Below are 22,955 nucleotides of genomic sequence, written 5' to 3' on the forward strand. Positions count from 1 at the left end.
CCGCGATTAGCACTCGGTCAAGCGGAGTGCCAGAAGCCTCCGGCGCGCCGCGAAGTTTCTGCTCGTACCGGGTGGATGCGGGAGCCGTCAGAGGTAGTCCTCGAGTCGGGCCACCGTGAATCCCTGCCGCTGGACGCGGCGCAGCAGCCGGACCGTCGACTCGACGAGCGCGACGCCACCCATGTCCTCCGGACGGGCGAGGACGATGTCGCCGGGCCGCAGCCGGTCTCCCTCTGCATACCGCAGCCCTTCCGCCCTCATCGACGCCCGCCACAGTACGACCGCCGCGACCCCGCAGTCCTCCGCCGCGCGCAACGTCGTGCTGTCGTACCTGCCGTACGGGGGCCGCAGCAGCCGGGGCCGGATACCGAAGCGCTGTTTGAGTTTGTCCTGCTGGCCGCAGATCTCGGCGCGCTGACCGGCATACGGCAGGCCGCGCAGGGAGACGTGGTCGAGGGTGTGGTTCTGCACGCCGGCACCGACGGCGCGGAGCTGCGCGAAGTGCCCGTACCCCGGCCCGACGACGCTGTCCGTGAGGAACATGCTGACCGGCAGCCGCAGTTCACGGACCATGTCGACGAACCGCGGATCGCGCTCGGCGCCGTCGTCGTACGTCAGGAAGACCACCTTGTCGCGGGTGGGGACGTGGTCCACGACGGGCGGCAGCCCAGGATCCGCGGCGCGGGCGGTGGTCCGGGCGGGCGGCTTCGGCGCCCGGGCGAGCGGGGCGGCGAGCCCCCAGCGGCGGTACGCGGACTCGTGCGGCCGCACCCTCTGCGCCGCTTTCTTGCCCAGCCGTTCGATCGGGTCCACGGACTGTGCGCAGCCGCTCAGGAGAGCGGCGGCGAGGAGCCCGGCGACCAGTCCCCGCACCCTCACAGGTAGTCCTCCAGGCGGGCCACCGCGTACCCCTCGTCCGTCACCTTCTTCATGAAGCGGCGGACCATGTCGGGCATCGCGCCCTTCCAGTCGTTCCGGCCGCGGAAGTGGGTGAGGACGATGTCGCCGGGGTGCAGGTCTTGGTCGTCCTCGCGGTACTCCCAGTGGTCGACGAAGACCTCCTCGTCCCAGATGGGCGCGTACTTGATGCCGCAGGACTTGGCGGCGCGCAGGGTGTCCTGGTTGTAGTTGCCGTACGGGGGCCGGAAGACCGTGGGGCGCTTGCCGAACTGCTTCTTCATCACGGACTGCATGCCGCAGATCTCGTGCCTCTGCTCCGCGTAGGAGAGTCCGGGCAGATAGAGGTGGTGGAGCGTGTGGTTGTTCAGCGTCACGCCCCGGTCGCGCATCTTCCGGAAGTACGGGTAGTCGTCCTTGACCAGGTAGTTGCTGAGGAAGGCGGTGTACGGGATCTTCAGATCGCTCATCATCCGCAGGAACTTCGGGTCCTTCTCCTCGCCGTCGTCGATGGTGAGGAAGACGACCTTGTTCTTGGTGGGGATGGTGGTGAAGACCGGGGGCAGATCCAGCTCCTCCTGCTCGTCGACCTCGAACCCGTCACGGGCCCTGATCACCGGCTTCCTGGCGGGCGCCGGCGGGGCCGTCAGCGGCGTCCTGGCCAGTCCCCAGCGCTTGGCCGCGGCGGCCCGCCGGGCCTGTGCGAGGCGGAGCTTGGCGGCGTACGAGTAGAGGGCGCGGGCCTGGGGCGCCTTCAGCACCTGCTGACCCGGGGCCGGCCGGACGCCCTCACCGTCGGAGCAGCCTGAGACGAGGGCCGCGAGGGCGAGCACGGCGACCGCACCGCGGGAAGCGACTCCACCGCGGAGACCGGCTCGACCAGGGCGAAGCCCCATCCCCTTCGCCCTGTTTTTGTAATTTTGTCGTACGGGTCGCATGGTGCCGGATCCTCCCAGGTCACGCCCTCACCAGGCCCCGACACCGCCGCCGGAAAGCGCACCATCCACCGACTGGCCCACAATGGCCCGGTGAACGACCTCTCCTTCGCCTCCCTGCTCACGCCCGAGGGCCGCGCCCTGCTCGACGAGGTGCGCGGCACCGAACCGGCGCAGGAGCTGGCCGTCGCCACCCGGCTGCGCCGCGAGCACCCGGCCGAGCTGGTTTCGGCGGCCCTCGGGCAGGCGCGGCTGCGGCAGCGGGCGGCGGCGAAGTTCGGGGCCGAGGACGCGGAGCGGATGTTCTTCACCCCGCACGGGGTCGAGCAGTCGACGCGGACCAGCGTGGCGACCCACCGCGCGGAGCGGTTCCGGGCGCTGGGTGTGCGTTCCGTCGCGGACCTCTGCTGCGGCATCGGCGGCGACGCGATCGCGATCGCCCGCGCGGGGATCCGGGTCCTCGCCGTCGACCGCGACCCGCTGACGGCGGCGGTCGCCCGCGCGAACGCCGACGCGCTCGGTCTCGCCGGCCTCATCGAGGTGCGCGAGGCGGATGTCGCGGAGGTGGACACCGCGGCGTACGACGCGGTCTTCGTGGACCCGGCCCGGCGCGGCGGCCGTGGCCGGATCTTCGACCCGGAGGCGTACTCGCCCCCGCTGTCCTGGGCGGTCGGAACGGCTCTGCAGGCGCCGCTCGCCGCGCTGAAGATCGCCCCCGGCATCCCCCACGAGGCGGTCCCCGCCGAGGCGGAGGCGGAGTGGATCTCGGACGGCGGGGATGTGAAGGAGGCCGTGCTGTGGTTCGGCACGGAACCCGGTCTGGTGCGGGCCACGCTGCTGCCGGGACCGCGCGAGCTGCGCGGGCGCGGACTCCCGAACCCCCGAGTCCGGCCAGTGGGGCGCTACTTGTACGAGCCCGACGGCGCCGTCATCCGCGCCCATCTGGTCGCGGAGGTGGCCGAGGAGCTCGACGGCGGGCTGATCGACGAGACCATCGCGTACATCACGGCGGACGAGCTGCGCCCGACGCCGTACGCGACCGCGTACGAGATCACCGATCAACTCCCCTTCAACGTGAAGAAGTTGAAGGCGCTGCTGCGGGAGCGGGAGGTCGGCGTCCTGACGGTGAAGAAGCGCGGGTCGCCCGTGGAGCCGGAGGAGCTGCGGCGCAAGGCCCTGCCCAAGGCGCACGGTCCCGGATCCGCGACGGTGTTTCTCACCCGGGTGGCGGGTGCCCCGACCATGCTGGTGGGGGCACCCGCGACACCGCCTACTGACGGTGGTCGGTCTTGAGCGGGACCAGGTCCGGCTCCGCGGCGGGCCGGAGCCCGGTGCCGGCGTGCGCCGACGGGGCCCCCGCGACCGGGCCGGCCGAGGAGTACGAACTCGTCGCCGCCGGTACGCCGTTGTAGTACGGCGTGTACGTCCACTGGCTGCTGCTCGCGCTGATCGCCGCGCCCGCGGAGTTCATCGCCGTCGTCGAGACCGAGCCGGTGCCGCCGAAGACCGCCAGGCCGTTGATGCTCGCGGCGTCCCACGAGTGGGCCGTTCACGGCCCCTCCAGCTCGCGCGCCCGGGCCGTCAGCAGCTCCCGCTCCCGCTCGTTCCGCGCCAGCGAGGCCGCGCGCTCGAACTCCGCCCGCGCCTCCGCCGTACGCCCGAGTCGGGCGAGCAGGTCCCCCCGGACGCTGGGCAACAGGTGGTAGTCGCGGAGCGCCGGTTCGTCGGCGAGGCCGTCGACGATGGTGAGCGCGGGCTCCGGGCCCTGCGCCATCGACACCGCGACGGCGCGGTTCAGCTCGACCACGGGGGAAGGAGAGCGGGCCGCCAGCAGGCCGTACAGGGTGGCGATCCGGCCCCAGTCCGTGTCCTCGTACGCGTACGCCTGCGCGTGGCACGCGGCGATGGCCGCCTGGAGGGCGTACGGGCCGGGAGCGCCCGTGGCGACGGCATTCGCCCGGCCGAGGGCGGCGAAGCCCCGGCGGATCAGCAAGCGGTTCCAGCGGCGGCGGTCCTGGTCCTTGAGGAGGACCGGCTCGCCGGACGGTCCGGTGCGGGCGGCCGCGCGGGACTCCTGCAGCTCCAACAGGGCGGCCAGCCCGTGCACTTCGGGTTCCTTGGGCATCAACTCGCCGAGCACACGCGCCAGTCGGAGCGCATCCTCGCACAGCGCGGGACGCAGCAGGTCGTCGCCCGCCGTGGCCGCGTAACCCTCGTTGAAGATCAGGTAGATGACCTCCAGTACGGACCCGAGGCGGGCTTCGCGCTCCGGGCCGTACGGGACCTCGAAGGCGACCCCCTTCGTCGCCAGCGTCCGCTTGGCCCGCACGATGCGCTGGGCGATCGTCGGCTCCGGGGCGAGGAAGGCACGGGCGATCTCGGGGGTGGTCAGGCCGCCCAGCAGACGCAGCGTGAGCGCGATGCGGGCCTCGGCGGACAGGACGGGGTGGCAGGCGGTGAAGACGAGCCGCAGCAGGTCGTCGTCGATGTCGTCCGGGTCGGCGGGTTCCTCGAACGGGGTGGTCGTGTCCAGGTCCCGTCCGATCTCCTCCAGCTTGCGCGCGTACCGCTCCCGGCGGCGCACGAGGTCGATCGCGCGGTGCTTGGCGGCGGCCGTCAGCCAGGCGCCCGGGTTGTCCGGCACACCGTCCCGCGGCCACTGTTCGAGGGCCGCGACCAGGGCGTCCTGCGCGAGCTCCTCGGCGATGCCGACGTCCCGGACGATCCGGGCCACGGCGGCGATGATGCGGGGCGACTCCATCCGGAACACGGTTTCGATGGTTCGGGCTGCGGCGACGGTGGGCTGCTGTTCCACAGCCCACCATCAGACACCCGGGGAGCCGCGAGGCCAAGCCGCGACTCAGCCCTCCGCGATCTCCCGCACCTCGGACGTGACCGTCCAGTGCTCCTCGTGGATCTTCAGGAAGCGCTTGGTCCACTCGATGGCCTCGGCCTTGTCCTTGGCCTGAATGATCGCGTAGCCGCCGACGACCTCCTTGGACTCGGTGAACGGGCCGTCGGTGACGCTCAGTTCACCCTTCTCCCAGTGGACACGGGTGCCCTGCGAGGAGGGGGTGAGCCCGGCGGTGTCGAGCAGCACGCCCGCCTTCGTCATCTCCTCGATCAGCTCACCCATCCGCTGCATCAGCTCGGGGCTGGGCCCCTCGGCGGGGGCGTTGCTCTCGTCGATCTGGACCAGCGACAGGTAGCGCGGCATGGTGGCTCCTTCGGTACGGCGGCCGGGTCGTTCCGGCCGTTCCGGGCGGAGTCTCTCCCCGCCTCTCACCCTTGCGTCGAACGGGCGACGCCTGTTTCGACACTGTCCCCGGATTTCTTCGAAGTTTCTTCCGGGAGGGTCGTTTCCGCAGGTCGGAGTGGTGATCCGGACAGCACGGCCGCCGCCGGGGCCGCCGTCGCCGGCCTCAGCAGCGCGAAGAGGTTCGCGGCGAGGACGGGCCCGGCAAGGACGTCCATCGGTCCCAGGTGCGCCGGCACCCGGAGAGGGTGAGTCGCTGTGGGGGAACCGACCACACCACCCTTGCCGTCCCGCTCACTTCAGCGACGCCCACAGCTCGCTCGCCTCCGGCTCGTTCGCCACCACCCGGTTGGGGTCCGACGGAGCCGTCACGACGGGCATCATCACCGTCTTGACGTCCTCGGACGACAGTCCCTTCAGGCTCTGGCCGAGCTTCATGAGTTCACCCAGCGAGTCGAGACCCGTGTCCGTCGTCAGGCTGCCCGTGACCGCGTTCGCGACCTGGTAGAGCTTGGCGGGGTCGGTGAGCAGATCGGTCGACGAGATCTGCCTCAACAGGGCCTTCACCAGCTTCTGTTGGAGGCCTATGCGCCCCAGATCACTGCCGTCGCCTATGCCGTGACGGGTGCGGGCCAGCGCCAGCGCCTTCGTGCCGTCGAGGTGGTGTTCGCCTGCCGTGAGGTGCAGGTGGCTCTTGTCGTCGTCGATGTCCTCGTCCGTCGTGACGGTGACGCCGCCGAGCGCGTCGACCAGATCCGCGAAGCCGGAGAAGTCGATCTCGATGTAGTGGTCCATGCGGACGTCGGTCAGGGACTCGACCGTCTTCACCGCACAGACCGGGCCGCCCACCGAGTACGCGCTGTTGAACATCGCGTGGTACGCCACCGAGGTCGTCCCGCCCGAGGACGTCGGGCACGACGGGCGGGTCACCAGGGTGTCCCGGGGAATGCTCACCACGGTCGCCTTCGTACGGCCCTCGTCGATGTGGACGACCATCGCCGTGTCCGAGCGGGCGCCGGAGCTGCTGCCGCCGCCGAGCTTCGCGTTCGCCTTGCCGCTGCGCGAGTCGGAGCCGAGGACCAGGATGTTCAGGGCGCCGCTGGGCAGCGGAGAGGCAGCGGCGGACGCGGACACCGACGGAGTCGACACGGCCCGCGCCGGGCGGTCGTCGCCCAGCGCGCTGTTGATGTCGACGCTCTTGATGTTGTGGTTCAGGTGCCAGTAGGCCCAGCCCGCCCCCGCAGCGGAGAGCACGAGGACGCCGGCGAGCGCGATGCCGGCGGCCTTCAGCAGGCCTCGCCGCCGCCGGCCACCGCGTCTCGCGGCGTCCTCCTTGCCGTCCCCGTGCTCGTCTTCAGCAGTCACGCGGAGGAACGTAAGTCCGAATTATGACGAGCAGGAACCTCTTCTCGTGTTTCCTTCGGAAAATCTCAGACTTCTCAGGCAGACCTCAGCCCAGCGTCACCGTGGGCACCGGATTGCTTCCGCTCCATGACGCGTTGAACCCGAACGTCACCGATCCGCCGTCCGGAACCGTTCCGTTGTAGGAGGCGTTCACGCACGTCACCGCGGCTCCGGACTGGGTGCAGGTGGCGTTCCAGGCCTGGGTGATCCGCTGGCTCGCGCCGTACGTCCAGCTCACCTTCCAGGAGGAGAGCGCCGCCCCCGAACAGGCGATCTTCACCTGCCCGGTGAACCCCGTGTTCCATTGACTGCCGACCTCGTACGTCGCCGCGCACCCGCCCGTGGAAGGAGGCGTCGAGGTACCCCCGAGCGAGGTCGCGATCGCGTAGTACGCCGGTTTCGGCGCGTAGTTCTCGTCGTACGGTGTCGCCGCGCCGTATCCCGAGAAGACGTCCGGGATCCAGGAGTCGGAGTCCGTGAAGCCCCAGACGGTGACGCCGTAGCACCTGGACACGGCCACGCACGCGTCGAACACGGCCTTGTAGTCGGCCGCCTGCTGGGTCGACTTCGCGCTGTCGGACGGGAGTTGCATACGAATGTCCAGCTCGCTGATCGCGACATCGACGCCGAGGTCGGCGAACCGCTGGATGTTCTGCCGGAGCGTGGCGGGGACCTGGCCGAGGATCAGATGGGCCTGGAGGCCGACGCCGTCGATGGGGACGCCGCGGTCCTTCAGCGACTTGACCAGGTTGTACAGGGCGGTCAACTTCGCGCCACTCTCGCCCCAGGACTCACGCTGGGGGCGCCCCCGTACTGCTGCGCACCACCAGACTCGTGGCCAGCTCCACCCTCGTGGCCGCCGACGCCCCCTGCGCCCGCCCCAGTTCGAGCACCAGCTTCGCCGCCGCCTCCGCCATCTCCGTGAGCGGCTGCCGCACGGTCGTCAGCGGCGGCCCGACCCAGCGCGCCACCGGCAGATCGTCGAACCCGACGACGCTCAGGTCCTCGGGGATGCGCAGCCCCAGCTCGCGCGCGGCCTCGTACAGGCCGAGCGCCTGCAGGTCGTTGCCCGCGAAGACGGCGGTGGGCCGGTCGGGCAGGCGGAGCAGCTCGAGTCCCGCCCGGTACCCGCTGTCGTGGTGGAAGTTCCCCGGCCGGATCAGCCCCGGGTCGACCGGCAGCCCCGCCGTCTCCAGCGCGGCGCGGTAGCCGTCGACCCGGGCACGGCTGCACATCATCCGCGAAGGCCCGCTGATCGCGCCGATCCGGGTGTGCCCCAGCTCGACGAGATGGCGGGTCGCGGCCAGCCCGCCGTGCCAGTTGGTGGCGCCGATGGACGGCACGTCGTCGCCGGGGTCGCCGGCCGGGTCCATCACCACGAACGGGATGGATCTGCTGGTCAGCAGCGCCCGTCCGGACTCGTCGAGCCCGGACAGCACCAGGATCACGCCGTGCGGGCGGCGCGCGGCGACCTGGTCGGCCCAGGTGCGGCCGGGGGTCAGCCGGCCCGCGCTCTCGGAGAGGACCACGCTCAGACCCTCGTCCCGGGCGACGTTCTCGACGCCCCGGATGACCTCCATCGCCCAGGCGCTCTCCAGCTCGTGGAAGACCAGGTCGATGACGGGCGAACGGGTCGCCTCGGCCCGGCGCCGCCGGTAGCCGTACGCACGCAGCAGCTCCTCGACACGGGTGCGGGTCGCCGGGGCCACATCGGCGCGGCCGTTGAGGACCTTCGAAACAGTCGGAGCCGACACGCCTGCCTCGCGGGCGATCTCGGCGAGCGTCGCGGTCTGCGTCGACCGCGCGGTCGAGCGCGCTGCCGTGCGTGTTCCCTGTGTTCCCATGGGTTTTGACGGCTTCGCGGGATTCATGGGCGTGATCGTAGCCCTGCGTCTGCACGCGTCGAACCCCCTTCGACGCCACATTCCTTCCAGAAGATTCGTCGGGCGGATCGAAACATTCGAGCCGCCGAGCCGCCCTTCGCCCGGGTTGAGGCTCCCTGCCCCCTGGAGCGGCCAAGCTCTGTCCTGGGGGCAGGGTCGTCTCACTTCAGCCGCACCTCGCAACGCATCCGCCGCTCCCGCCCCACCACCCGCTCCGCCCCGGTCAGCGTCACCGGCACCGCGTACCGGGCGTCACCCTCTGCGCTGGACACCGCCAGCCTCAGCTCCAGCTCCCCCGGTTCGACGATCCGGTCGCCGTCGGGTCCGGTGTACGCGGCCAGGTCAGCCGGGAACGTGAAGTGCACCTCCGCCGACGCCCCCGCCTCCAGCGGCACCCGTGCGTAGCCGACCAGACGGGCCACCGGGCGCGCCACCTTGCCCACCGGATCGTGGAGATAGAGCTGGACGACCTCGGTGCCGGCCCGCTCCCCCGTATTGCGGACGGTCAGCCGCAGTGTCGTCTCGCCGTCCGTCGGGAACGCGCTGTCGTCGACAGACGGCGGCTGCCAGGCGTACGACGTGTAGGACAGTCCGTGCCCGAACGGGAACAGCGGCGTCGGGTCGAGGGTGCTCGCCTCATGGCGCCGCCCGAGGGGTGGGGCGAGGTACGTCCACGGCTGCCCGGCGGGCTCGCGCGGCACGCTCACCGGGAGCCGCCCCGACGGGTTGACCCGGCCCGACAGGACCCCGGCCACCGCGGGGCCGCCCTCCTGGCCCGGGAAGAACGCCTGCAGTACCGCCGCGCACCGGTCCGCCCAGCGCCCGAGCGCGTACGGGCGGCCGGAGAGCAGCACCAGCACCACCGGTGTCCCGGAGGCCAGCGCCCTGTCCACCAACTCGCCCTGGCCTTCGGGCAGTTCCAGGTCGGCCGCGTCGCAGCCCTCGCCCGACGTACCGCGTCCGAACAGTCCCGAGCGATCGCCGACCGCGACCACGCACACGTCGCCCGCCGCCGGGTCGGCCGTGAAGTCCACGTCCGGCAGCTCCGTGCGCAGCGCGTCGAGCAGCGTCGGTATGGCGACTCCCGCCGGGACCTCGGGGTAGTCCAGCAGGACATGGCGGGGGAAGGTGTAGCAGCCGAGCATGGCCGCCGGGTCGTCGGCGAGGGGGCCGAGAACGGCGATCCGGCGCACATCGGGCGCGAGCGGCAGCGTGTCCCCGGGGTTGGCCAGCAGCACGACGGATTCCTCGGCCAACTGGCGTGCCAGCGCCCGCATAGGGGGCGGGTCGAGGTCGACAGGGGCGACTGCGGAGCCGGTGGCGGTCGCGGCGGACGCGGTCGCGGGCGGTGCCCAGTCCGGATCCAACAGGCCGAGTTCGCACTTCTGGGTGAGGACCCGCAGGGCGGCCCGGTTCACGAGTTCCTCGTCGAGGGGGCCGGCACCGTAGCAGCGCACCGCGGGGAGTTCGACGTCCACTCCCGCCGCGAGGGCGAGCGCGGCCGCTCCCGACGGGGAGTCCGTGAGTCCGTGCGCCGACTCCAGCAAGGACACGCCGAAGTAATCGGCGACAACTGTACCGGTGAACCCCCATTCCTCTCGCAGGAGTTGGGTGAGGAGCGGGTGATGCGCATGGGCGGGCAGACCGTCGAGGTCGTTGTAGGCGGCCATCACCGAGCGTGCGCCGCCCTCCCGGACGGCCATCTCGAACGGCGGCAGGATGACGTCCGCCAGTTCGCGCGGGCCGATCGACGCGGGCGCGTGGTTGCGGGCGCCGCGCGAGGCCGAATACCCGGCGAAGTGTTTGAGGGTGGCGACGACGCCCGCCGACTCCAGCCCCTGGACGTAGGCGGTGCCGACGGTCCCCACGAGGTAGGGGTCCTCGCCGATCGACTCCTCCGTGCGGCCCCAGCGGGGATCGCGTACGACGTCGAGGACGGGGGCGAGCCCTTGATGCACGCCGACCGATCGCATCGAGGCGCCGATCGCCGACGCCATCTCCTTCACCAGGGCCGGGTCGAAACTCGCGCCCCAGGCGAGCGGGGTCGGGAAGACGGTCGCCTGCCAGGCCGTGAAGCCGGTGAGGCATTCCTCGTGGGCGAGGGCGGGCAACCGGAAGCGGTTGGCGGAGCGGATGCGTTCCTGGAGGGAGGCCAGGCGGGCGGCGCCCTCGGCGGGGTCGACGGGCGCCGTGCCGAAGGGGCGGGTGAGCTGGCCGAGGCCGTGCGGGAGCAGTTCGGTGAGATCCACTTCCTCGGACAGGGCGTGCTGCAGCGGGGCCATGTCGCCGCCCGGGGTCTCGTTCGAGCCGGGCCAGACGCTGTAGAGCTGAGCGATCTTCTCCTGCGGTGTCATCCGGGCGAGCAGATCGGCGGCGCGGACGCCTGCGGGCAGAGCGGGGTCCTGCCAGGGGTGGGTCATGTAACTCCTCAAGTGGAGAGGGGGATCGGTCCCCGGAGATCGGTCAGCCCTTGGTCGCGCCGAGCGTGATGCCGCCGATCAGCTGCCGCTCGGCGACCACGTAGAAGGCGAGGGCGGGCACCATGGCGAGCACCAGGTAGGCGAAGATGCGAGCCACGTCGGAGGCGTACTGGCCTTGGAACTGCTGGATGCCGACCGGGATCGTCCACCAGGTGGGTTCGCTGAAGACGAGCAGCGGCAGCAGGAACTGGTTCCAGCTGCTCACGATCGCGAGGACGGAGACCGTGCCCAGCGCGGGCCGGGCCAGCGGCAGCAGGATGCGCCAGAAGAACCCGAAGCGGGTGCAGCCGTCGAGGGTCGCCGCCTCCTCCAACTCCCCCGGAATCTCCCGGAAGAAGCCGCGCAGGATGATGATCGTCACCGGCAGTCCGAAGGCCGCCTCGGGCAGGATCACACCCCACGGGTTGTCCAGCAGCCCGAAGGTGCGCAGCAGGATGAACAGCGGCAGGATCGCCACCGCGAACGGGAACATCAGCCCCATCGTGAACAGGGTGAACATCAACTCCCGCCCGCGGAAGGCGAACCGGGCGAGCGCGAACGCCGCCAGGGCGGCCGTCGCCACCGTCAGCGCGGTGGCGCCCACCGCGATGACCGTGCTGCTGCCGATGGACCGCCAGAACGAGCCCGAGCCGAGCAGCGAGGTGTAGTTCGAGGTCACCCACGGCGAGGGCAGCCCGAACGGGTTGGAGGAGAGCTGGTCGGTGGACTTGAAGCCGGAGATCAGGGCGTAGAGCAGCGGGGTGACCATGAAGACGCCGACCACCCAGAGGGTCACGTACACGGGGAGGCTGCGCAGCCGTCGCCGCCGCAGCCTGCTCTTCCGCAGCTCCGCCGCGGCGCCCTCCCGCGTCTCCGTCTCCGTCGTGGCGCTCATCGTTTTCCTCGCATGGTGGTGATGGCTCCTTCGGTGTCCCGGCGCAGCACGAAGCGCTGGTAGGCGAGGGCGAAGACCAGGCTGATCAAGAACATCACGACGCTGAGGGCGCTCGCGTAGCCCATCTGATAGCGCTTGAAGCCGTACTGGACCATGCTGATCGCCATGGTTTCTGAGGCGTGGTCAGGGCCGCCGGTGGTGATGACCCAGACCAGGTCGAAGAGCTGGATGGAGTAGACAACGGAGAGGAACGCGCTGATCCGGAGGGTCGGCGCGAGCAGCGGCAGCGTGATGTGCCAGAAGCGCTGCCAGGTGCCGGCGCCGTCGATGCGCGCCGCCTCCTGCAGTTCGGCCGGGATACCCTGCAGGCCCGCCAGGTAGAGCATCATGTGGAAGCCGAAGTACTTCCAGGTCATGACGATGAAGAGGGTCGGCAGGACGCTGTGCTGACCGGCGAACCAGTCGCCGCCCAGCCCGCCGAGCCCGAGCTTGTCGAGGACCTTGTCGGCGAGCCCCTCCCCCGGCGCGAAGATCATGCTGAACAGCACGCCGGTGATGACCTCGGACAGGATGTACGGGGCGAAGAACAGCATCCGGTACACGGCCCGGCCGCGCAGCTTCTGGTTGAGCAGCACGGCCATGGCGAGCGCGAACGGCAGCTGCACGAGGATGGAGAAGCCGATGAGCAGCGCGCCGCGCCCCAAGTCCCCCAGGAACACCGGGTCCTTGAAGAGCCGCGTGTAGTTGTTGAGGCCGACGCTGTCCGAGGGCGAGCCGAACCCGCCCCAGTTGAAGAAGCTGACGTAGATCGCGTAGCCCATCGGCACCAGCACGAGCATGCCGAACAGGACGAGGGCTGGGACCGTGAACACGACGGCCGACAGCCAGTCGCGCACCCGGCGCAGCGGCGACCTGCGGCGCCCCGGGCCGGCGGCGGCGAAGTCCTGGTCGTCACACTTGCCGACCTCGGGCACATACGGCGCCGAGCCCGCCGAAGAGGTCGCGGAGGTCGAAGTCGAGTGGGTCATCGGTGGCGCTAGCTCTTCTCGCTCTTGGCGACCTGGGTGACCGAACGCGTCACCTGCTCGGGCGACTTGGAGCCCGCGATGAGCGCGGCGACGCTGTCGTTGATCTCCTGGCCGACAGCGGGGGCGTACGCCTGGTCGAGGTAGAGCTGGAAGCCGGTGGACTTGTTCAGCATCTCGGAGACGGCGGTGAGGTTGGGGTCGGTGAGCGCGTCGGCCGTGTCCTTGGACACCGGTATCAGGCCGGTCTGCTTGATGAGCTTCTCCGCGAACTCCTTCTCGGCGAAGAACTTCAGGAAGTCCAGCGCCTCCTGCGGCGCACCCTTGCGCAGTGCGTGGCCGCCGCCTCCGCCGAACACCTCGGTGAGCGCGCCCTTTCCGCCCTCGACCGCGGGGAAGGAGAAGAAGCCGAGATCCTTGCCGATGCCCTTGCCGGAGTCGGCCTCGACGATCGGCGCCCACTGACCCATCAGCTCCATGGCCGCCTTGCCGTTGCCCATCAGGGCCGCCTCACCGTTGGGGTCGGAGTAGGCACCGCCGAGGAACCCCTTCTGGAAGGGCTGCAGCGCGACGAGGTCCTTGAGGTGCTGGCCGGCCTTGACGAAGTCGTCGCCGGTGAAGTCGGCGTCGTCGGAGGCCTTCTGCATCGCGTCGAGACCGGCGACGCGCATCGAGAGGTACGCCCAGTAGTACATGCCGGGCCACTTCTCCTTGCCGGCCAGGGCGATGGGCGTGACGCCCGCCTTCTTGAGGGCCCTGATGGCGTCGAGGTAGCCGGACCAGGTGGTGGGCGGTGCGGTGATGCCGGCCTTCTTGAAGAGCGCCTTGTTGTACCAGAAGCCGACCGCGCCGATGTCGAAGGGGACGGCGTACAGCTTGTCGTCGAACTTGTAGGCCGCCATCGAGGCGGGTACGTAGTTGCCGGTCCACGAGGAGACCCGGTCCGTCAGGTCCTCGACCAGTCCCGCGTCGAGCTGCTGCTTGAGGACGCCGCCGCCCCAGGTGTGGAAGATGTCCGGCAGCTTGCCCGAGGCGATCTGCGCGGTCATCTTCGACTTGTACGCCTCGTTCTCCAGCGTCACGACCTTGATCTTCACATCCGGGTGCGCGGCCTCGAACTCCTTGGCGCGCTGGGCCCACAGCTTCTTCGCGGGCTGGGTCGTGGTGATGTTCCACCACTCGATCGTCTTCTTGCCCGAGCCGCTGTCGTCCGAGGAGCCGCACGCGCTCAGCCCGGCCGCGCCGAGGCCGGTCGCCGCGGAGGCCGCCAGGAACCCACGGCGAGAGAAGTTGGAGGTCGTACCGAACGGTCGCATCGCACACCTTCCGGAAGGGAGCCGAAAATTATCGGTCAAGTGCGCACGGAAGTTACGGCCCGATGATGGGTATGTCAACGCTCCTGACAAATACGGGAGGCAGAGAGATCCGCGCGACGGCGACCGGACGGCGAAAGGACAGGTGGGGCGCGTAAGCAGCGCCCGGGCGTCAGACGAGCGGAGCCGTACTCGCCCGCACGACCAACTCGGTGGCGAGCTCGATCCGGGGGGAGGCGGGCTCCTCGCCGAGCGCGAGGCGCAGCACCGTACGCGTGGCCAGTTTGCCCATGTCCGCCAGGGGCTGGCGCACGGTCGTCAGCGGCGGGGCCGACCAGCGGACCTCGGGCAGATCATCGAAGCCGACGACGCTCAGGTCCTCCGGCACCCTGAGGCCCCGGCGGCGCAGCGCCTCGATCGCCCCCAGCGCCATCTGGTCGCTGGCGGCGAACAGTGCGGTCGGCGGTTCGGCCAGGTCGAGCAGGGTATTGCAGCCGTCGAAGCCGGCGGAGTGGTAGAAGTCGCCGGGCACGATCAGCGCGTCGTCGACGGCGATGTCCGCGCCTTCCAGCGCCGCCCGGTAGCCGTCGAGCCGCGCCCGCGAGCAGAGCAGCCGGGGCGGCCCCGCGATGAACCCGATCCGCCGGTGCCCGAGGCCGAGCAGGTGCTCCGTAGCGGCCATGCCGCCGGCCCAGTTGGTCGCACCGACGGTCGGCATGTCGAGGGAGGGCGAGCCCGCCGGGTCGACGACGACGAGCGGCACACCGAGCCGCCGCAACTCGTCGTGCAGGCGCGGTTCGAGCACCGAGGTCACCAGGATCACGCCGTCCGAGGCCCGCGCCCGCAGGTTGGTCATCCACTGCCGGGCCGACCCCGACGCCCCGTGGATGGCCGAGACGACCGTGCCCACCCCGGAGGCGTGCGCGACCTCCTCGACACCCCGGATGATCTCCACGGCCCAGGGGCTGTCGAGGTCGTTGAAGACCAGGTCGATGAGGGCGGCCCGGTCGCCCGACGGATTCGATTTCCGCTGGTAGCCGTGGTGGCGCAGCAGGTCCTCGACACGGGCCCTGGTCTGTGGCGACACGTCGGAGCGGCCGTTGACCACCCGGGACACGGTGGGCACCGAGACCCCGGCCTGCCGGGCGATCTCGGTGATCGTCACCTTGTTCTTGATGCTCTCCCGGGCCACTGCGCCCACCTCCGTCGACGTGTCCAAGACTCCCTCAACAGTTCCGATCTCACCAGCGAAACTTTGCAGGAGTCTTCCGGAAAACCGAGGTCGGCGGGAAGCCCGACCGGAAACGCGGCCGTCAGGAGACCGACTCGAAGCGCCACCGGTGCACCGCCCGGGTCACCAACTCACCGTCCGGCTCCGGAAGTTCGGGCAGTTCGGCGTCGTACGCGGCGTCCCACCACGTGATGACGAGGACGCGGTCCTGGGGGGCCCGCAGGATCTCCAGCCGAAGCGGCTGACCCGGCAGCTGTTTCGACCGCTCCCGCACCCAGTCGAGCAGCTCCCCGCCCCGCCCGGCGACCGCCCGCGCCTCCCACATCAGCGCGACGGTCACGAGTACAGGTTCTCCTTGCTGACCTCATGCACATGATCATGCGAGTGCTCGTGAGCAGGCCCGCGTCCCGGCACATGCGGGTCCGTCACCGGCAGCGACGAGTCCGCCGAGAGGTCCCAGTCGGAGGCCGCCCGGTTCCGCGCGACCATCTCCGCGCCCAACGCGGCCACCATCGCCCCGTTGTCCGTGCACAGCTTCGGCCGCGGCACCCGCAGCCGGATCCCGGCGGCCTCGCAGCGTTCCAGGGCCAGCGCGCGCAGCCGCGAGTTGGCGGCCACGCCGCCGCCGATCATGAGGTGGTCGACGCCCTGGTCCTTGCAGGCCCGTACGGCCTTGCGGGTCAGCACGTCCACCACGGCCTCCTGGAAGGACGCGGCCACATCGCGCACCGGCACCTCCTCCCCCGCCGCCCGCTTGGCCTCGATCCAACGGGCCACGGCGGTCTTCAGACCGGAGAAGGAGAAGTCGTACGCCGGGTCGCGCGGCCCGGTGAGCCCGCGCGGGAACGCGATCGCGCTCGGGTCGCCCTCCTTGGCGTACCGGTCGATGACCGGGCCGCCGGGGAAGCCGAGGTTCAGCACGCGCGCGATCTTGTCGAAGGCCTCGCCCGCCGCGTCGTCGATGGTCGCGCCCATCGGCCGTACGTCGGACGTGATGTCCGTGGAGAGGAGGAGCGAGGAGTGCCCACCCGATACCAGGAGCGCCATCGTCGGCTCCGGCAGCGCCCCGTGCTCCAGCTGGTCCACACAGATGTGGGAGGCGAGGTGGTTGACGCCGTAGAGCGGCTTGCCCAGCGCGTACGCGTACGCCTTCGCGGCCGAGACCCCGACCAGCAGCGCGCCGGCGAGCCCGGGCCCGGCGGTGACCGCGATCCCGTCCAGGTCCCTCGCGCTCACCCCCGCCTCCTTCAGCGCCCGGTCGATGGTCGGCACCATCGCCTCCAGATGGGCGCGGGAGGCGACCTCGGGCACGACCCCGCCGAAGCGCGCGTGCTCGTCGACGCTGGAGGCGATCGCGTCCGCGAGCAGGGTGGTGCCGCGGACGATGCCGACGCCGGTCTCGTCGCAGGAGGTCTCGATGCCGAGGACGAGAGGTTCGTCAGCCATGGGTCTCGTTTCCTTGTACCGATGTGGAGCCCGCGGCGGAGCCGCTGTCGGATGCCATGTGCAGTCGCATGACCAGGGCGTCGATGTTCCCCGGCTGGTAGTAGCCGCGTCTGAAGCCGATGGGTTCGAAGCCGAAGCGCTCGTACAGCTTCTGTGCCCGGACGTTGTCGACGCGGCATTCGAGCATCACCTCTGCGCACTCGAACGCGGTCGCCGCCCGCAGCAGGTCGGTCAGCAGCCGGGCGCCGAGTCCGGTGCTCCACTGGTCGCGGGCGACGGCGATCGTCTGTACGTCGCCGAGGTCGCCGGAGGCGGCGAGTCCCGCGTACCCGACGATCCGATCGCCGTCGATGGCGACGACATACCGTCGCGTCGCCTCCGCCCCGCGGGAATGGGCCAGCTCGGACCAGAACATCCCCCGCGACCAGGTGTCCTCGGGGAAGAGGTCCTTCTCCAGCTCCAGTACGGGATCGATGTCCCACCAGCGCATTTCGCGCAGTTCGGCCGTCACTTGGGGGTGACCACCTTGTAGTTCTTGGGCACCTGGGCGTCCGGGCGCCTCAGATACAGCGGCCGGGGTGCCTCCAGCTCCTGGCCGGCGGCGAGCTTCTCCGCGGCCAGGGAGGCCAGCGCGGCCGCCGAGACGTGCTCGGGCGCGCGGGCGTCCGGGAACGTGTCGGGGTAGAGCAGCGCACCCGCGCCGACGGCGGGCAGGCCGCCGAGGTCCAGGTCGCCGGGGCGGTCCACGGCGGGGTCCGACACACGTGTCCGGGGGTCGGCGTAGCGCGCCCAGTAGACCTCCTTGCGCCGGGCGTCCGTCGCCGCGACGAAGGGGCCCTCGATGTCGGCCGCGTACGCGAGCGCGTCGAGGGTGCACAGGCCGTGCACAGGCACGCCGAGCACGAGCCCGAAGGTGTCGGCGGTCATGAGGCCGACGCGCAGCCCCGTGTACGGGCCGGGGCCGACGCCCACGACGATGCCGGTGACGGCGTCCAGTTCGAGGCCTGCCTCGGCGAGCACCCGGTCGACGGCCGGCAGCAGCAGCTCTCCGTGCCGGCGCGCGTCCACCTGGCTCGACGCGGCGATGGCGGACGTGCCGTCGTGCAGGGCGACGGTCACAGCGGGGGTGGCGGTATCCAGAGCGAGCAAGAGCACGCAAACAGCCTACGGCGCCCGAGCCGGACGTACGGCCGCCCAGGTCTCGCGCTCCCCTGCTGCTACCGTCACAGCAAGAACGTGCGAAGGACGAGAGGTGGGCACACAAGGTGGCTAGGAGCAGCTCGGGATTCGTGGCCGGGCTCACCGTGGCGGCGATCGCCGCAGTCAGCTTCCTCGCCTACCAGGCGTCCGCGAACGTGCCGGACACCTTGGGCAAACCGCACACGAGCGCGTCGCCCAAGGCCTCCGTCTCGAAGGCCCCCCGGGACAAGAAGAACCCGGTGGCACTGCCCGCCCAGTCCGGCATCGGTGAGCGGGTCGTCTACTCGACCGGCGACGACCGCGTGTGGCTGGTCGGCGCGGACAACAAGGTCCAGCGCACCTTCAAGATCACCCCCGGCACGGTCGACCCGGCCGTCGGCTCCTACGCGGTCACGTCGCGCAACCGCGCGGTCACCGGATCGGACGGCACGCAGATCGAGCACGTCGTACGGTTCACCCTGGTCGACGGCGTCGCGATCGGCTTCAGCGCTGCGGTGAACGGCTCGACGGCCGCGCCGGACTCTTCCAAGAAGCTCGGCGGCATCCGCGAGTCCCGCGCGGACGGCAACGCGATGTGGGCGTTCGCGACGATCGGCGTGAAGGTCGTCGTCATCCAGTAGCGGTCACGCCGCCTTCTGGCGCCGTACGCGCCGTGCCTTCACGGGCTCCGCCGCACGCGGCGCGGGCTCGCGCGGCGGCCTCGACACCGCCTCGGCCGCGGCGCACGACGCCAGCAGATCCCGCATCGACACCCCGGCCACCACGCACGGCGGCGCCGGCACGTCACGTTCTGAAGCCGACATGGACGCCTCCTGGGGCTTCGGGGGCAAGCGCGGTTAGGTAGACCTAACTACGTACTGATGTCCATGTGACCACGGCCGGGATGCCGAACGCAATATCTTGCCGACGTCTTGTCGGAACCTTCATGAAGAACTGGCCGGAACCCACGTCGGAACCTTCATGAAGAACTGGCCGGAACCCACGAAGGCCCAGGCCGGGAGGCGGTGGCCGGGCAGCCGAGTGGCGCGCCAAACCGGTCAGGCCGACAGGACGCTCAGATCGGCCGTCGCCCAGCGCTCGCCGAACCCCGTCAGCGTGACGTGCCGTACCTCGTCCGTGGTGTCCCCGACGGCCCGGTGGATGACGACGAGCAGCCGGTCGTCGGTCAGCTCCTCGACCTTGCCCTCGCCCCACTCCACGACGATCACCGAGTCGGAGAGCGACACGTCGAGGTCAAGGTCCTCCATCTCGTCGAGCCCGCCGCCCAGGCGGTACGCGTCCACGTGGACGAGCGGAGGACCGCCCCCGAGGGAGGGGTGCACACGCGCGATGACGAAGGTCGGCGAGGTGACCGCGCCCCGGACGCCGAGCCCCTCGCCGAGCCCACGGGTCAGCGTGGTCTTGCCCGCGCCGAGCTCCCCGTTCAGCATCACGAGGTCGCCCGCGCGCAGCAGCTTGGCGAGTCGGCGGCCCAACTCCTGCATCTGTTCGGGGGAGTTGACGGTGATCTGCACGCTGACGCCGTCCTGCGCGGGCTCAGCCGGGTTGTGCGGTGCTGCTGGTGCTTCCATAGCCACCCACGGTAGCCCCTGCCGGGACGGCACCCGCGCGCATGAGCAGGTCGGCGAGACGGTCTATGACGACCTCGGGGTGCTCCAGCATCACCAGGTGTCCGGCGTCGGGTACGAGCACCAGCTCGGCGTCCGGCAGCAGGTCGGCGATCGCCTCGCTGTGCTCGCTCGGAGTCACCAGGTCCTTGACCCCGGCGAGGACGAGGACGGGCATCTCGGTGAAGTGCGCGAGCGCGGCGGTCTTGTCGTGCTCGGTGAACGCCGGATAGAACTCGGCGACCACGTCGATCGGCGTGCTCTCGATCATCCGCTCGGCGAACCGCTCGACCGCGGGATCCACGTCCCGGGTGGCGAACGAGTACCGCTTGATGACCCCGGCGAACAGATCGGCCGTGGCCCGCCGCCCCCGCTCCACCAGGGCGGCCTGCTGCCCGAGCGCCTTCAGTACGCCGGGGAGCACGCGTCGCACCGCGTTGACGCCCGCGAGGGGCAGCCCGAAGTTGACCTCGCCGAGCCGCCCCGACGACGTGCCGACGAGGGCGACGGCGACCACCCGGTCGCGGATCAGCTCGGGGAACTGGTCGGCGAGGGCCATGACGGTCATGCCGCCCATGGAGTGCCCGACCAGCACGATCGGCCCGTCGGGCACGGCCGCGTCGATGACGGCCTTCAGGTCACGTCCGAGCTGGTCGATGGTGACCGGCGTCCCGTCCTCCGTCTGGGCGACGCCCCGCCCCGACCGCCCGTGGCTGCGCTGGTCCCAGTGCACAGTGCGCACCACACCGCGCAGCGCGGCGCGCTGGAAGTGCCAGGAGTCCTGGTTGAGGCAGTAGCCGTGGCTGAAGACGACGGTGACGGGGACCGGGGCCTTGCGGCCGAAGAGCCGGCGGCGGCGCGGGGCGAGCGGAGCCTCCGGCTCGGCGTCGTCGACCTCGTAGTACAGCTCGCTGCCGTCATCGGCGTACGCCTTGCCGGGGGTGCCCCGCAGCGAGCCGTACGGGCCCGCCGAGTCGAGGGCGAGGCGGGCCTTCTGGCGCATGCCGCGGCCGACCGTGAGCCGCTCTATGGCGACGCCGGCGGCGGCGCCCGCCGCGACCACGCCTATCGCGGCGCCCACGACACCGGCCTTGCGCCAGTTCCCGGCGGAGGCGGCGGCCGCCGAGGCCGCACTCGCGACGACCTCCGCGCTGCTCTCGCTCACGTCCCGCTCCTCTTCGTTCTTCGCTCGCCGCCGGGTTCTGCTCTGCCAGGGGGGTGTTACCCGTCTTGTTCCTCGTTCACATTGACGTAGACGCGCGGAACGCGGGTTCCGATCCGGGTGACGATTTCGTAGGCGATCGTGCCCGCCGCCCGGGCCCAGTCCTCGGCGGTCGGCTCGCCGCGGTCGCCCGGGCCGAACAGGACCGCCTCCGCGCCGGGCGCCGGTTCGTCCCCGCCGAGATCGACGACGAACTGGTCCATCGCGACCCGGCCGGCGACCGTACGCCATTTGCCGCCGACCAGCACCGGACCGGTGCCGGAGGCATGGCGCGGGATGCCGTCCGCGTAGCCGACGGGCACGAGGCCGAGGGTGGTGTCGCCGGGCGTGGTGTAGTGATGTCCGTAACTGACGCCGTGGCCACCCGGCGCGTGCTTCACCAGCGCGAGCGACGCGCTCAGCGTCATCACCGGGCGCAGCCCGAAGTCGGCAGGAGTGCCGAGCTCGGGGCTCGGCGAGATGCCGTAGACCGCGATGCCCGTGCGGACGAGGTCGAAGTGGCTCTCGGGAAGGGTCAGCGTGGCAGGCGAGTTGGCGATGTGCCGCACCTCGGGGCGGACGCCCTGCTCCTCGGCGTACCTCACCATCTCGCGAAAATGCCTGAGTTGGGCCTGGATGGAGGGGTGACCGGGCTCGTCGGCACAGGCGAGGTGCGACCAGAGACCGGTGACGGTGATGAGCCCTTGGGCCTCGGCGCTCAGCGCCTCCCGGACGAGCTCGGGCCAGTCGGCGGGCTGACAGCCGCTCCGTCCGAGGCCGGTGTCGGCCTTGAGCTGGACACGGGCGGGCGCGGAGGCGTCCCGGGCCGCCCGCACCACCTCCCGCAGCGCCCACATGCCACTCACCGACACGTCGAGGTCGGCCTCGATGGCCTGCTTCCAGGGGCCGCCGGGTGTCCAGAGCCAGCACATGATCCGCCCTTCGAGTCCGGCCGCTCGCAGGGCGAGGGCCTCCTCGGGGGTTGCGGTGCCGAGCCAGGTGGCGCCCGCCTCACGCGCCGCGCGGGCACACGGCACCGCCCCGTGGCCATACGCGTCGGACTTGACCACGGCCATCACGGCCGCGGACGGCGCGTGGGCGCGCAGGGTCCGCACATTGGCCCGAAGGGCTGCCAGGTCGATCTCGGCGCGGGCGCGCAGGGGTGCTGTCTCGTTCATCGCGCCCCCAGTGTCTCAGAGGGGGCTGACAGCGCCTCGGCGCCGGTACCGGTAGGGGGCCGTCTGGCCGTCCGGCATCAGGTGCCGGCCCTGTGTCCCCACACGTACACGTGGTCGCCCGTCTTCGTGACGCTCCACAGTTTGCGGGCGTCGGCGAGGCGCAGATTGACGCAGCCCCACGAGCCGTTGGGGTCGTAGATGCTGCCGTAGATGGCGTGGAAGGCCTGTCCGCCGCTGAAGAACTGGCTGTACGGCATGGGGCTGTTGTACAGCGTCGACCAGTGGTTCTTGTGCTTCCAGTAGACCTTGAACCAGCCCGTACGGGTCCGGTATCCGGCCCGCCCGCTGCGCATCGGCGTCGGCCCCCACAGCACCTTCTTCCCCTTCTGTACCCAGGTCAGCTGGCGGGTCAGGTCCACGCAGGCGACGCGGTACGACCGGACGGGGCACTTCTTGGCCGCGTTCGGGTTCTTCCTCGCCGAGAGCAGTTGCATATGGGCCCAGGTGACGGATCCGGCGAACCCGGAGTTCGGCTTGATCTTGTATCGCGTCTGAAATGCCCGAATCGCCACACAATCGGCGGCGGACTGCTTCCCGTCCGCCTCCAGCTTCAGCCACCGCTCGACCTGCCGTTGATACGGCCCCGTCCGTTTGCTGCACGTCACGGCTTTGCCTGCGGCGGCGTCGCCGAGCGGTACGTACTCGATGAGCGCGTCCGTTCCGGGCGGTGCGTTCCGTGGCTCGACGGCGTCCTCCGCGGCGGTGGGGGTGTACACCTTCGGCGCGAGCATCTGGTCCGGCGTATCGATCTGCCACGGCTGATGGGGGCCCGGGGGCACACCGGGCACCAGCTCGCTCCCCGGCCCGGGAGCGGGGGGTCCGCTGTCCGCGACGGCACTCTCCATGGGCAAAACGGCCAGCAGCGCGAGCACCATCGCCGCGCCCCGGCACCGCATATGTCTGATCATCATGCAATCAGCCATACGCAACGAATCGCCGCCCCCGCCTGAGCCGCGCCGACCGAG

23 protein-coding genes and 1 pseudogene are annotated in these 22,955 nt (G+C 71.0%); 2 read left to right on the plus strand and 22 right to left on the minus strand.

Features of this window, described 5'->3' with window-relative positions:
* Window positions 1-87: 87 nt before the first annotated feature.
* Both IEY95_RS35340 and IEY95_RS35345 read right to left on the minus strand, forming a co-directional pair.
* Window positions 88-879, minus strand: coding sequence for a polysaccharide deacetylase family protein (locus IEY95_RS35340; protein ID WP_189190284.1), 792 nt, complete (start codon window positions 877-879; stop codon window positions 88-90).
* Window positions 876-1,835 (minus strand): polysaccharide deacetylase family protein, encoded by a 960-nt coding sequence (locus IEY95_RS35345; RefSeq protein ID WP_189190285.1) that lies wholly within the window; start codon window positions 1,833-1,835, stop codon window positions 876-878. Before IEY95_RS35345 ends, IEY95_RS35340 begins: the two co-directional genes overlap by 4 nt.
* Window positions 1,836-1,925: 90 nt before the next feature.
* Between IEY95_RS35345 and IEY95_RS35350 the strand changes: the two genes are divergently transcribed.
* Window positions 1,926-3,125 (plus strand): class I SAM-dependent methyltransferase, encoded by a 1,200-nt coding sequence (locus IEY95_RS35350; RefSeq protein ID WP_229703580.1) that lies wholly within the window; start codon window positions 1,926-1,928, stop codon window positions 3,123-3,125.
* Here the strand turns inward: IEY95_RS35350 and IEY95_RS35355 are convergent.
* The 15 genes and pseudogenes from IEY95_RS35355 to tsaB form a co-directional block, all read right to left on the minus strand.
* Window positions 3,103-3,303 (minus strand): hypothetical protein, encoded by a 201-nt coding sequence (locus tag IEY95_RS35355; protein ID WP_189190287.1) that lies wholly within the window; start codon window positions 3,301-3,303, stop codon window positions 3,103-3,105. The genes IEY95_RS35350 and IEY95_RS35355 overlap by 23 nt on opposite strands.
* A gap of 78 nt (window positions 3,304-3,381) precedes the next feature.
* The gene (locus tag IEY95_RS35360) at window positions 3,382-4,593 is read right to left on the minus strand and encodes an RNA polymerase sigma factor (protein ID WP_229703581.1); all 1,212 of its coding nucleotides are present in this window, start codon (window positions 4,591-4,593) and stop codon (window positions 3,382-3,384) included.
* Between the two features lie 99 nt (window positions 4,594-4,692).
* Complete coding sequence (locus tag IEY95_RS35365) at window positions 4,693-5,049, minus strand: YciI family protein (RefSeq protein ID WP_189190289.1); 357 nt, start codon at window positions 5,047-5,049, stop codon at window positions 4,693-4,695.
* 333 nt (window positions 5,050-5,382) lie between these two features.
* Window positions 5,383-6,453, minus strand: coding sequence for an LCP family protein (locus IEY95_RS35370; protein ID WP_189190290.1), 1,071 nt, complete (start codon window positions 6,451-6,453; stop codon window positions 5,383-5,385).
* Window positions 6,454-6,538: 85 nt separating this feature from the next.
* A pseudogene (locus IEY95_RS35375) lies at window positions 6,539-7,264 on the minus strand (endo-1,4-beta-xylanase); the annotation flags it as partial.
* 19 nt (window positions 7,265-7,283) lie between these two features.
* Window positions 7,284-8,363, minus strand: coding sequence for a LacI family DNA-binding transcriptional regulator (locus IEY95_RS35380; RefSeq protein ID WP_373294615.1), 1,080 nt, complete (start codon window positions 8,361-8,363; stop codon window positions 7,284-7,286).
* Between the two features lie 173 nt (window positions 8,364-8,536).
* Window positions 8,537-10,795 (minus strand): beta-xylosidase/alpha-l-arabinosidase, encoded by a 2,259-nt coding sequence (locus IEY95_RS35385; RefSeq protein WP_189190291.1) that lies wholly within the window; start codon window positions 10,793-10,795, stop codon window positions 8,537-8,539.
* A 43-nt stretch (window positions 10,796-10,838) separates the two neighbouring features.
* Window positions 10,839-11,729 (minus strand): carbohydrate ABC transporter permease, encoded by an 891-nt coding sequence (locus tag IEY95_RS35390; protein ID WP_373294616.1) that lies wholly within the window; start codon window positions 11,727-11,729, stop codon window positions 10,839-10,841.
* Window positions 11,726-12,757: a carbohydrate ABC transporter permease gene (locus IEY95_RS35395; RefSeq protein WP_189190292.1), complete on the minus strand. Its 1,032-nt coding sequence runs from the start codon at window positions 12,755-12,757 to the stop codon at window positions 11,726-11,728. The genes IEY95_RS35390 and IEY95_RS35395 overlap by 4 nt, the downstream gene beginning before the upstream one ends.
* Before the next feature lie 8 nt (window positions 12,758-12,765).
* The gene (locus tag IEY95_RS35400) at window positions 12,766-14,070 is read right to left on the minus strand and encodes an extracellular solute-binding protein (protein WP_189190293.1); all 1,305 of its coding nucleotides are present in this window, start codon (window positions 14,068-14,070) and stop codon (window positions 12,766-12,768) included.
* A gap of 169 nt (window positions 14,071-14,239) precedes the next feature.
* Window positions 14,240-15,286: a LacI family DNA-binding transcriptional regulator gene (locus IEY95_RS35405; RefSeq protein ID WP_373294617.1), complete on the minus strand. Its 1,047-nt coding sequence runs from the start codon at window positions 15,284-15,286 to the stop codon at window positions 14,240-14,242.
* A 94-nt stretch (window positions 15,287-15,380) separates the two neighbouring features.
* On the minus strand, window positions 15,381-15,638 hold the full coding sequence (locus IEY95_RS35410) for a hypothetical protein (RefSeq protein WP_189190294.1): 258 nt from the start codon (window positions 15,636-15,638) through the stop codon (window positions 15,381-15,383).
* Complete coding sequence (tsaD, locus tag IEY95_RS35415) at window positions 15,635-16,744, minus strand: tRNA (adenosine(37)-N6)-threonylcarbamoyltransferase complex transferase subunit TsaD (protein WP_189190295.1); 1,110 nt, start codon at window positions 16,742-16,744, stop codon at window positions 15,635-15,637. Before tsaD ends, IEY95_RS35410 begins: the two co-directional genes overlap by 4 nt.
* Window positions 16,737-17,234 carry a ribosomal protein S18-alanine N-acetyltransferase gene (gene rimI, locus IEY95_RS35420; RefSeq protein ID WP_189190408.1) on the minus strand — a complete coding sequence of 166 codons (498 nt, stop codon included), beginning with the start codon at window positions 17,232-17,234 and terminating at the stop codon, window positions 16,737-16,739. The genes tsaD and rimI overlap by 8 nt, the downstream gene beginning before the upstream one ends.
* A gap of 17 nt (window positions 17,235-17,251) precedes the next feature.
* Complete coding sequence (gene tsaB / locus IEY95_RS35425) at window positions 17,252-17,899, minus strand: tRNA (adenosine(37)-N6)-threonylcarbamoyltransferase complex dimerization subunit type 1 TsaB (protein ID WP_189190296.1); 648 nt, start codon at window positions 17,897-17,899, stop codon at window positions 17,252-17,254.
* Between the two features lie 110 nt (window positions 17,900-18,009).
* On the opposite strand from tsaB, the gene IEY95_RS35430 reads away from it, so the two are divergent.
* Window positions 18,010-18,564, plus strand: a complete 555-nt coding sequence (locus IEY95_RS35430) for a hypothetical protein (RefSeq protein WP_189190297.1) — start codon at window positions 18,010-18,012, stop codon at window positions 18,562-18,564.
* A gap of 3 nt (window positions 18,565-18,567) precedes the next feature.
* Here IEY95_RS35430 and IEY95_RS35435 read toward each other — a convergent pair whose 3' ends face one another.
* From IEY95_RS35435 to IEY95_RS35455, 5 genes are all read right to left on the minus strand, one after another.
* Complete coding sequence (locus IEY95_RS35435; protein ID WP_189190298.1) at window positions 18,568-18,747, minus strand: hypothetical protein; 180 nt, start codon at window positions 18,745-18,747, stop codon at window positions 18,568-18,570.
* Window positions 18,748-18,981: 234 nt separating this feature from the next.
* Window positions 18,982-19,515: a tRNA (adenosine(37)-N6)-threonylcarbamoyltransferase complex ATPase subunit type 1 TsaE gene (gene tsaE, locus IEY95_RS35440; RefSeq protein ID WP_189190299.1), complete on the minus strand. Its 534-nt coding sequence runs from the start codon at window positions 19,513-19,515 to the stop codon at window positions 18,982-18,984.
* The gene (locus IEY95_RS35445; protein WP_189190300.1) at window positions 19,481-20,716 is read right to left on the minus strand and encodes an alpha/beta fold hydrolase; all 1,236 of its coding nucleotides are present in this window, start codon (window positions 20,714-20,716) and stop codon (window positions 19,481-19,483) included. The genes tsaE and IEY95_RS35445 overlap by 35 nt, the downstream gene beginning before the upstream one ends.
* A 56-nt stretch (window positions 20,717-20,772) precedes the next feature.
* A complete protein-coding gene (gene alr / locus IEY95_RS35450; protein WP_189190301.1) occupies window positions 20,773-21,930 on the minus strand; it encodes an alanine racemase in 1,158 nt (385 codons plus the stop codon).
* Between the two features lie 77 nt (window positions 21,931-22,007).
* Window positions 22,008-22,901, minus strand: coding sequence for a L,D-transpeptidase family protein (locus tag IEY95_RS35455; protein ID WP_229703582.1), 894 nt, complete (start codon window positions 22,899-22,901; stop codon window positions 22,008-22,010).
* Window positions 22,902-22,955: the final 54 nt, after the last annotated feature.

The organism is Streptomyces albiflavescens, from assembly GCF_014645835.1.
Lineage (GTDB): Bacteria > Actinomycetota > Actinomycetes > Streptomycetales > Streptomycetaceae > Streptomyces > Streptomyces albiflavescens.

Bases quoted from the DNA above. Each gene is read 5' to 3' on its own strand.
- IEY95_RS35345 (WP_189190285.1), bottom strand. From the start codon at position 1,835: ATGCGACCCGTACGACAAAATTACAAAAACAGGGCGAAGGGGATGGGG.
- IEY95_RS35455 (WP_229703582.1), bottom strand. From the start codon at position 22,901: ATGATGATCAGACATATGCGGTGCCGGGGCGCGGCGATGGTGCTCGCG.
- IEY95_RS35365 (WP_189190289.1), bottom strand. From the start codon at position 5,049: ATGCCGCGCTACCTGTCGCTGGTCCAGATCGACGAGAGCAACGCCCCC.
- alr (WP_189190301.1), bottom strand. From the start codon at position 21,930: ATGAACGAGACAGCACCCCTGCGCGCCCGCGCCGAGATCGACCTGGCA.
- IEY95_RS35395 (WP_189190292.1), bottom strand. From the start codon at position 12,757: ATGACCCACTCGACTTCGACCTCCGCGACCTCTTCGGCGGGCTCGGCG.
- IEY95_RS35390 (WP_373294616.1), bottom strand. From the start codon at position 11,729: ATGAGCGCCACGACGGAGACGGAGACGCGGGAGGGCGCCGCGGCGGAG.
- IEY95_RS35355 (WP_189190287.1), bottom strand. From the start codon at position 3,303: ATGAACTCCGCGGGCGCGGCGATCAGCGCGAGCAGCAGCCAGTGGACG.
- tsaE (WP_189190299.1), bottom strand. From the start codon at position 19,515: ATGGAAGCACCAGCAGCACCGCACAACCCGGCTGAGCCCGCGCAGGAC.
- rimI (WP_189190408.1), bottom strand. From the start codon at position 17,234: ATGCGCTGGTGGGACATCGATCCCGTACTGGAGCTGGAGAAGGACCTC.
- IEY95_RS35400 (WP_189190293.1), bottom strand. From the start codon at position 14,070: ATGCGACCGTTCGGTACGACCTCCAACTTCTCTCGCCGTGGGTTCCTG.
- IEY95_RS35380 (WP_373294615.1), bottom strand. From the start codon at position 8,363: ATGAATCCCGCGAAGCCGTCAAAACCCATGGGAACACAGGGAACACGC.
- IEY95_RS35435 (WP_189190298.1), bottom strand. From the start codon at position 18,747: ATGTCGGCTTCAGAACGTGACGTGCCGGCGCCGCCGTGCGTGGTGGCC.
- IEY95_RS35385 (WP_189190291.1), bottom strand. From the start codon at position 10,795: ATGACCCACCCCTGGCAGGACCCCGCTCTGCCCGCAGGCGTCCGCGCC.
- IEY95_RS35360 (WP_229703581.1), bottom strand. From the start codon at position 4,593: ATGGAGTCGCCCCGCATCATCGCCGCCGTGGCCCGGATCGTCCGGGAC.
- tsaD (WP_189190295.1), bottom strand. From the start codon at position 16,744: ATGGCTGACGAACCTCTCGTCCTCGGCATCGAGACCTCCTGCGACGAG.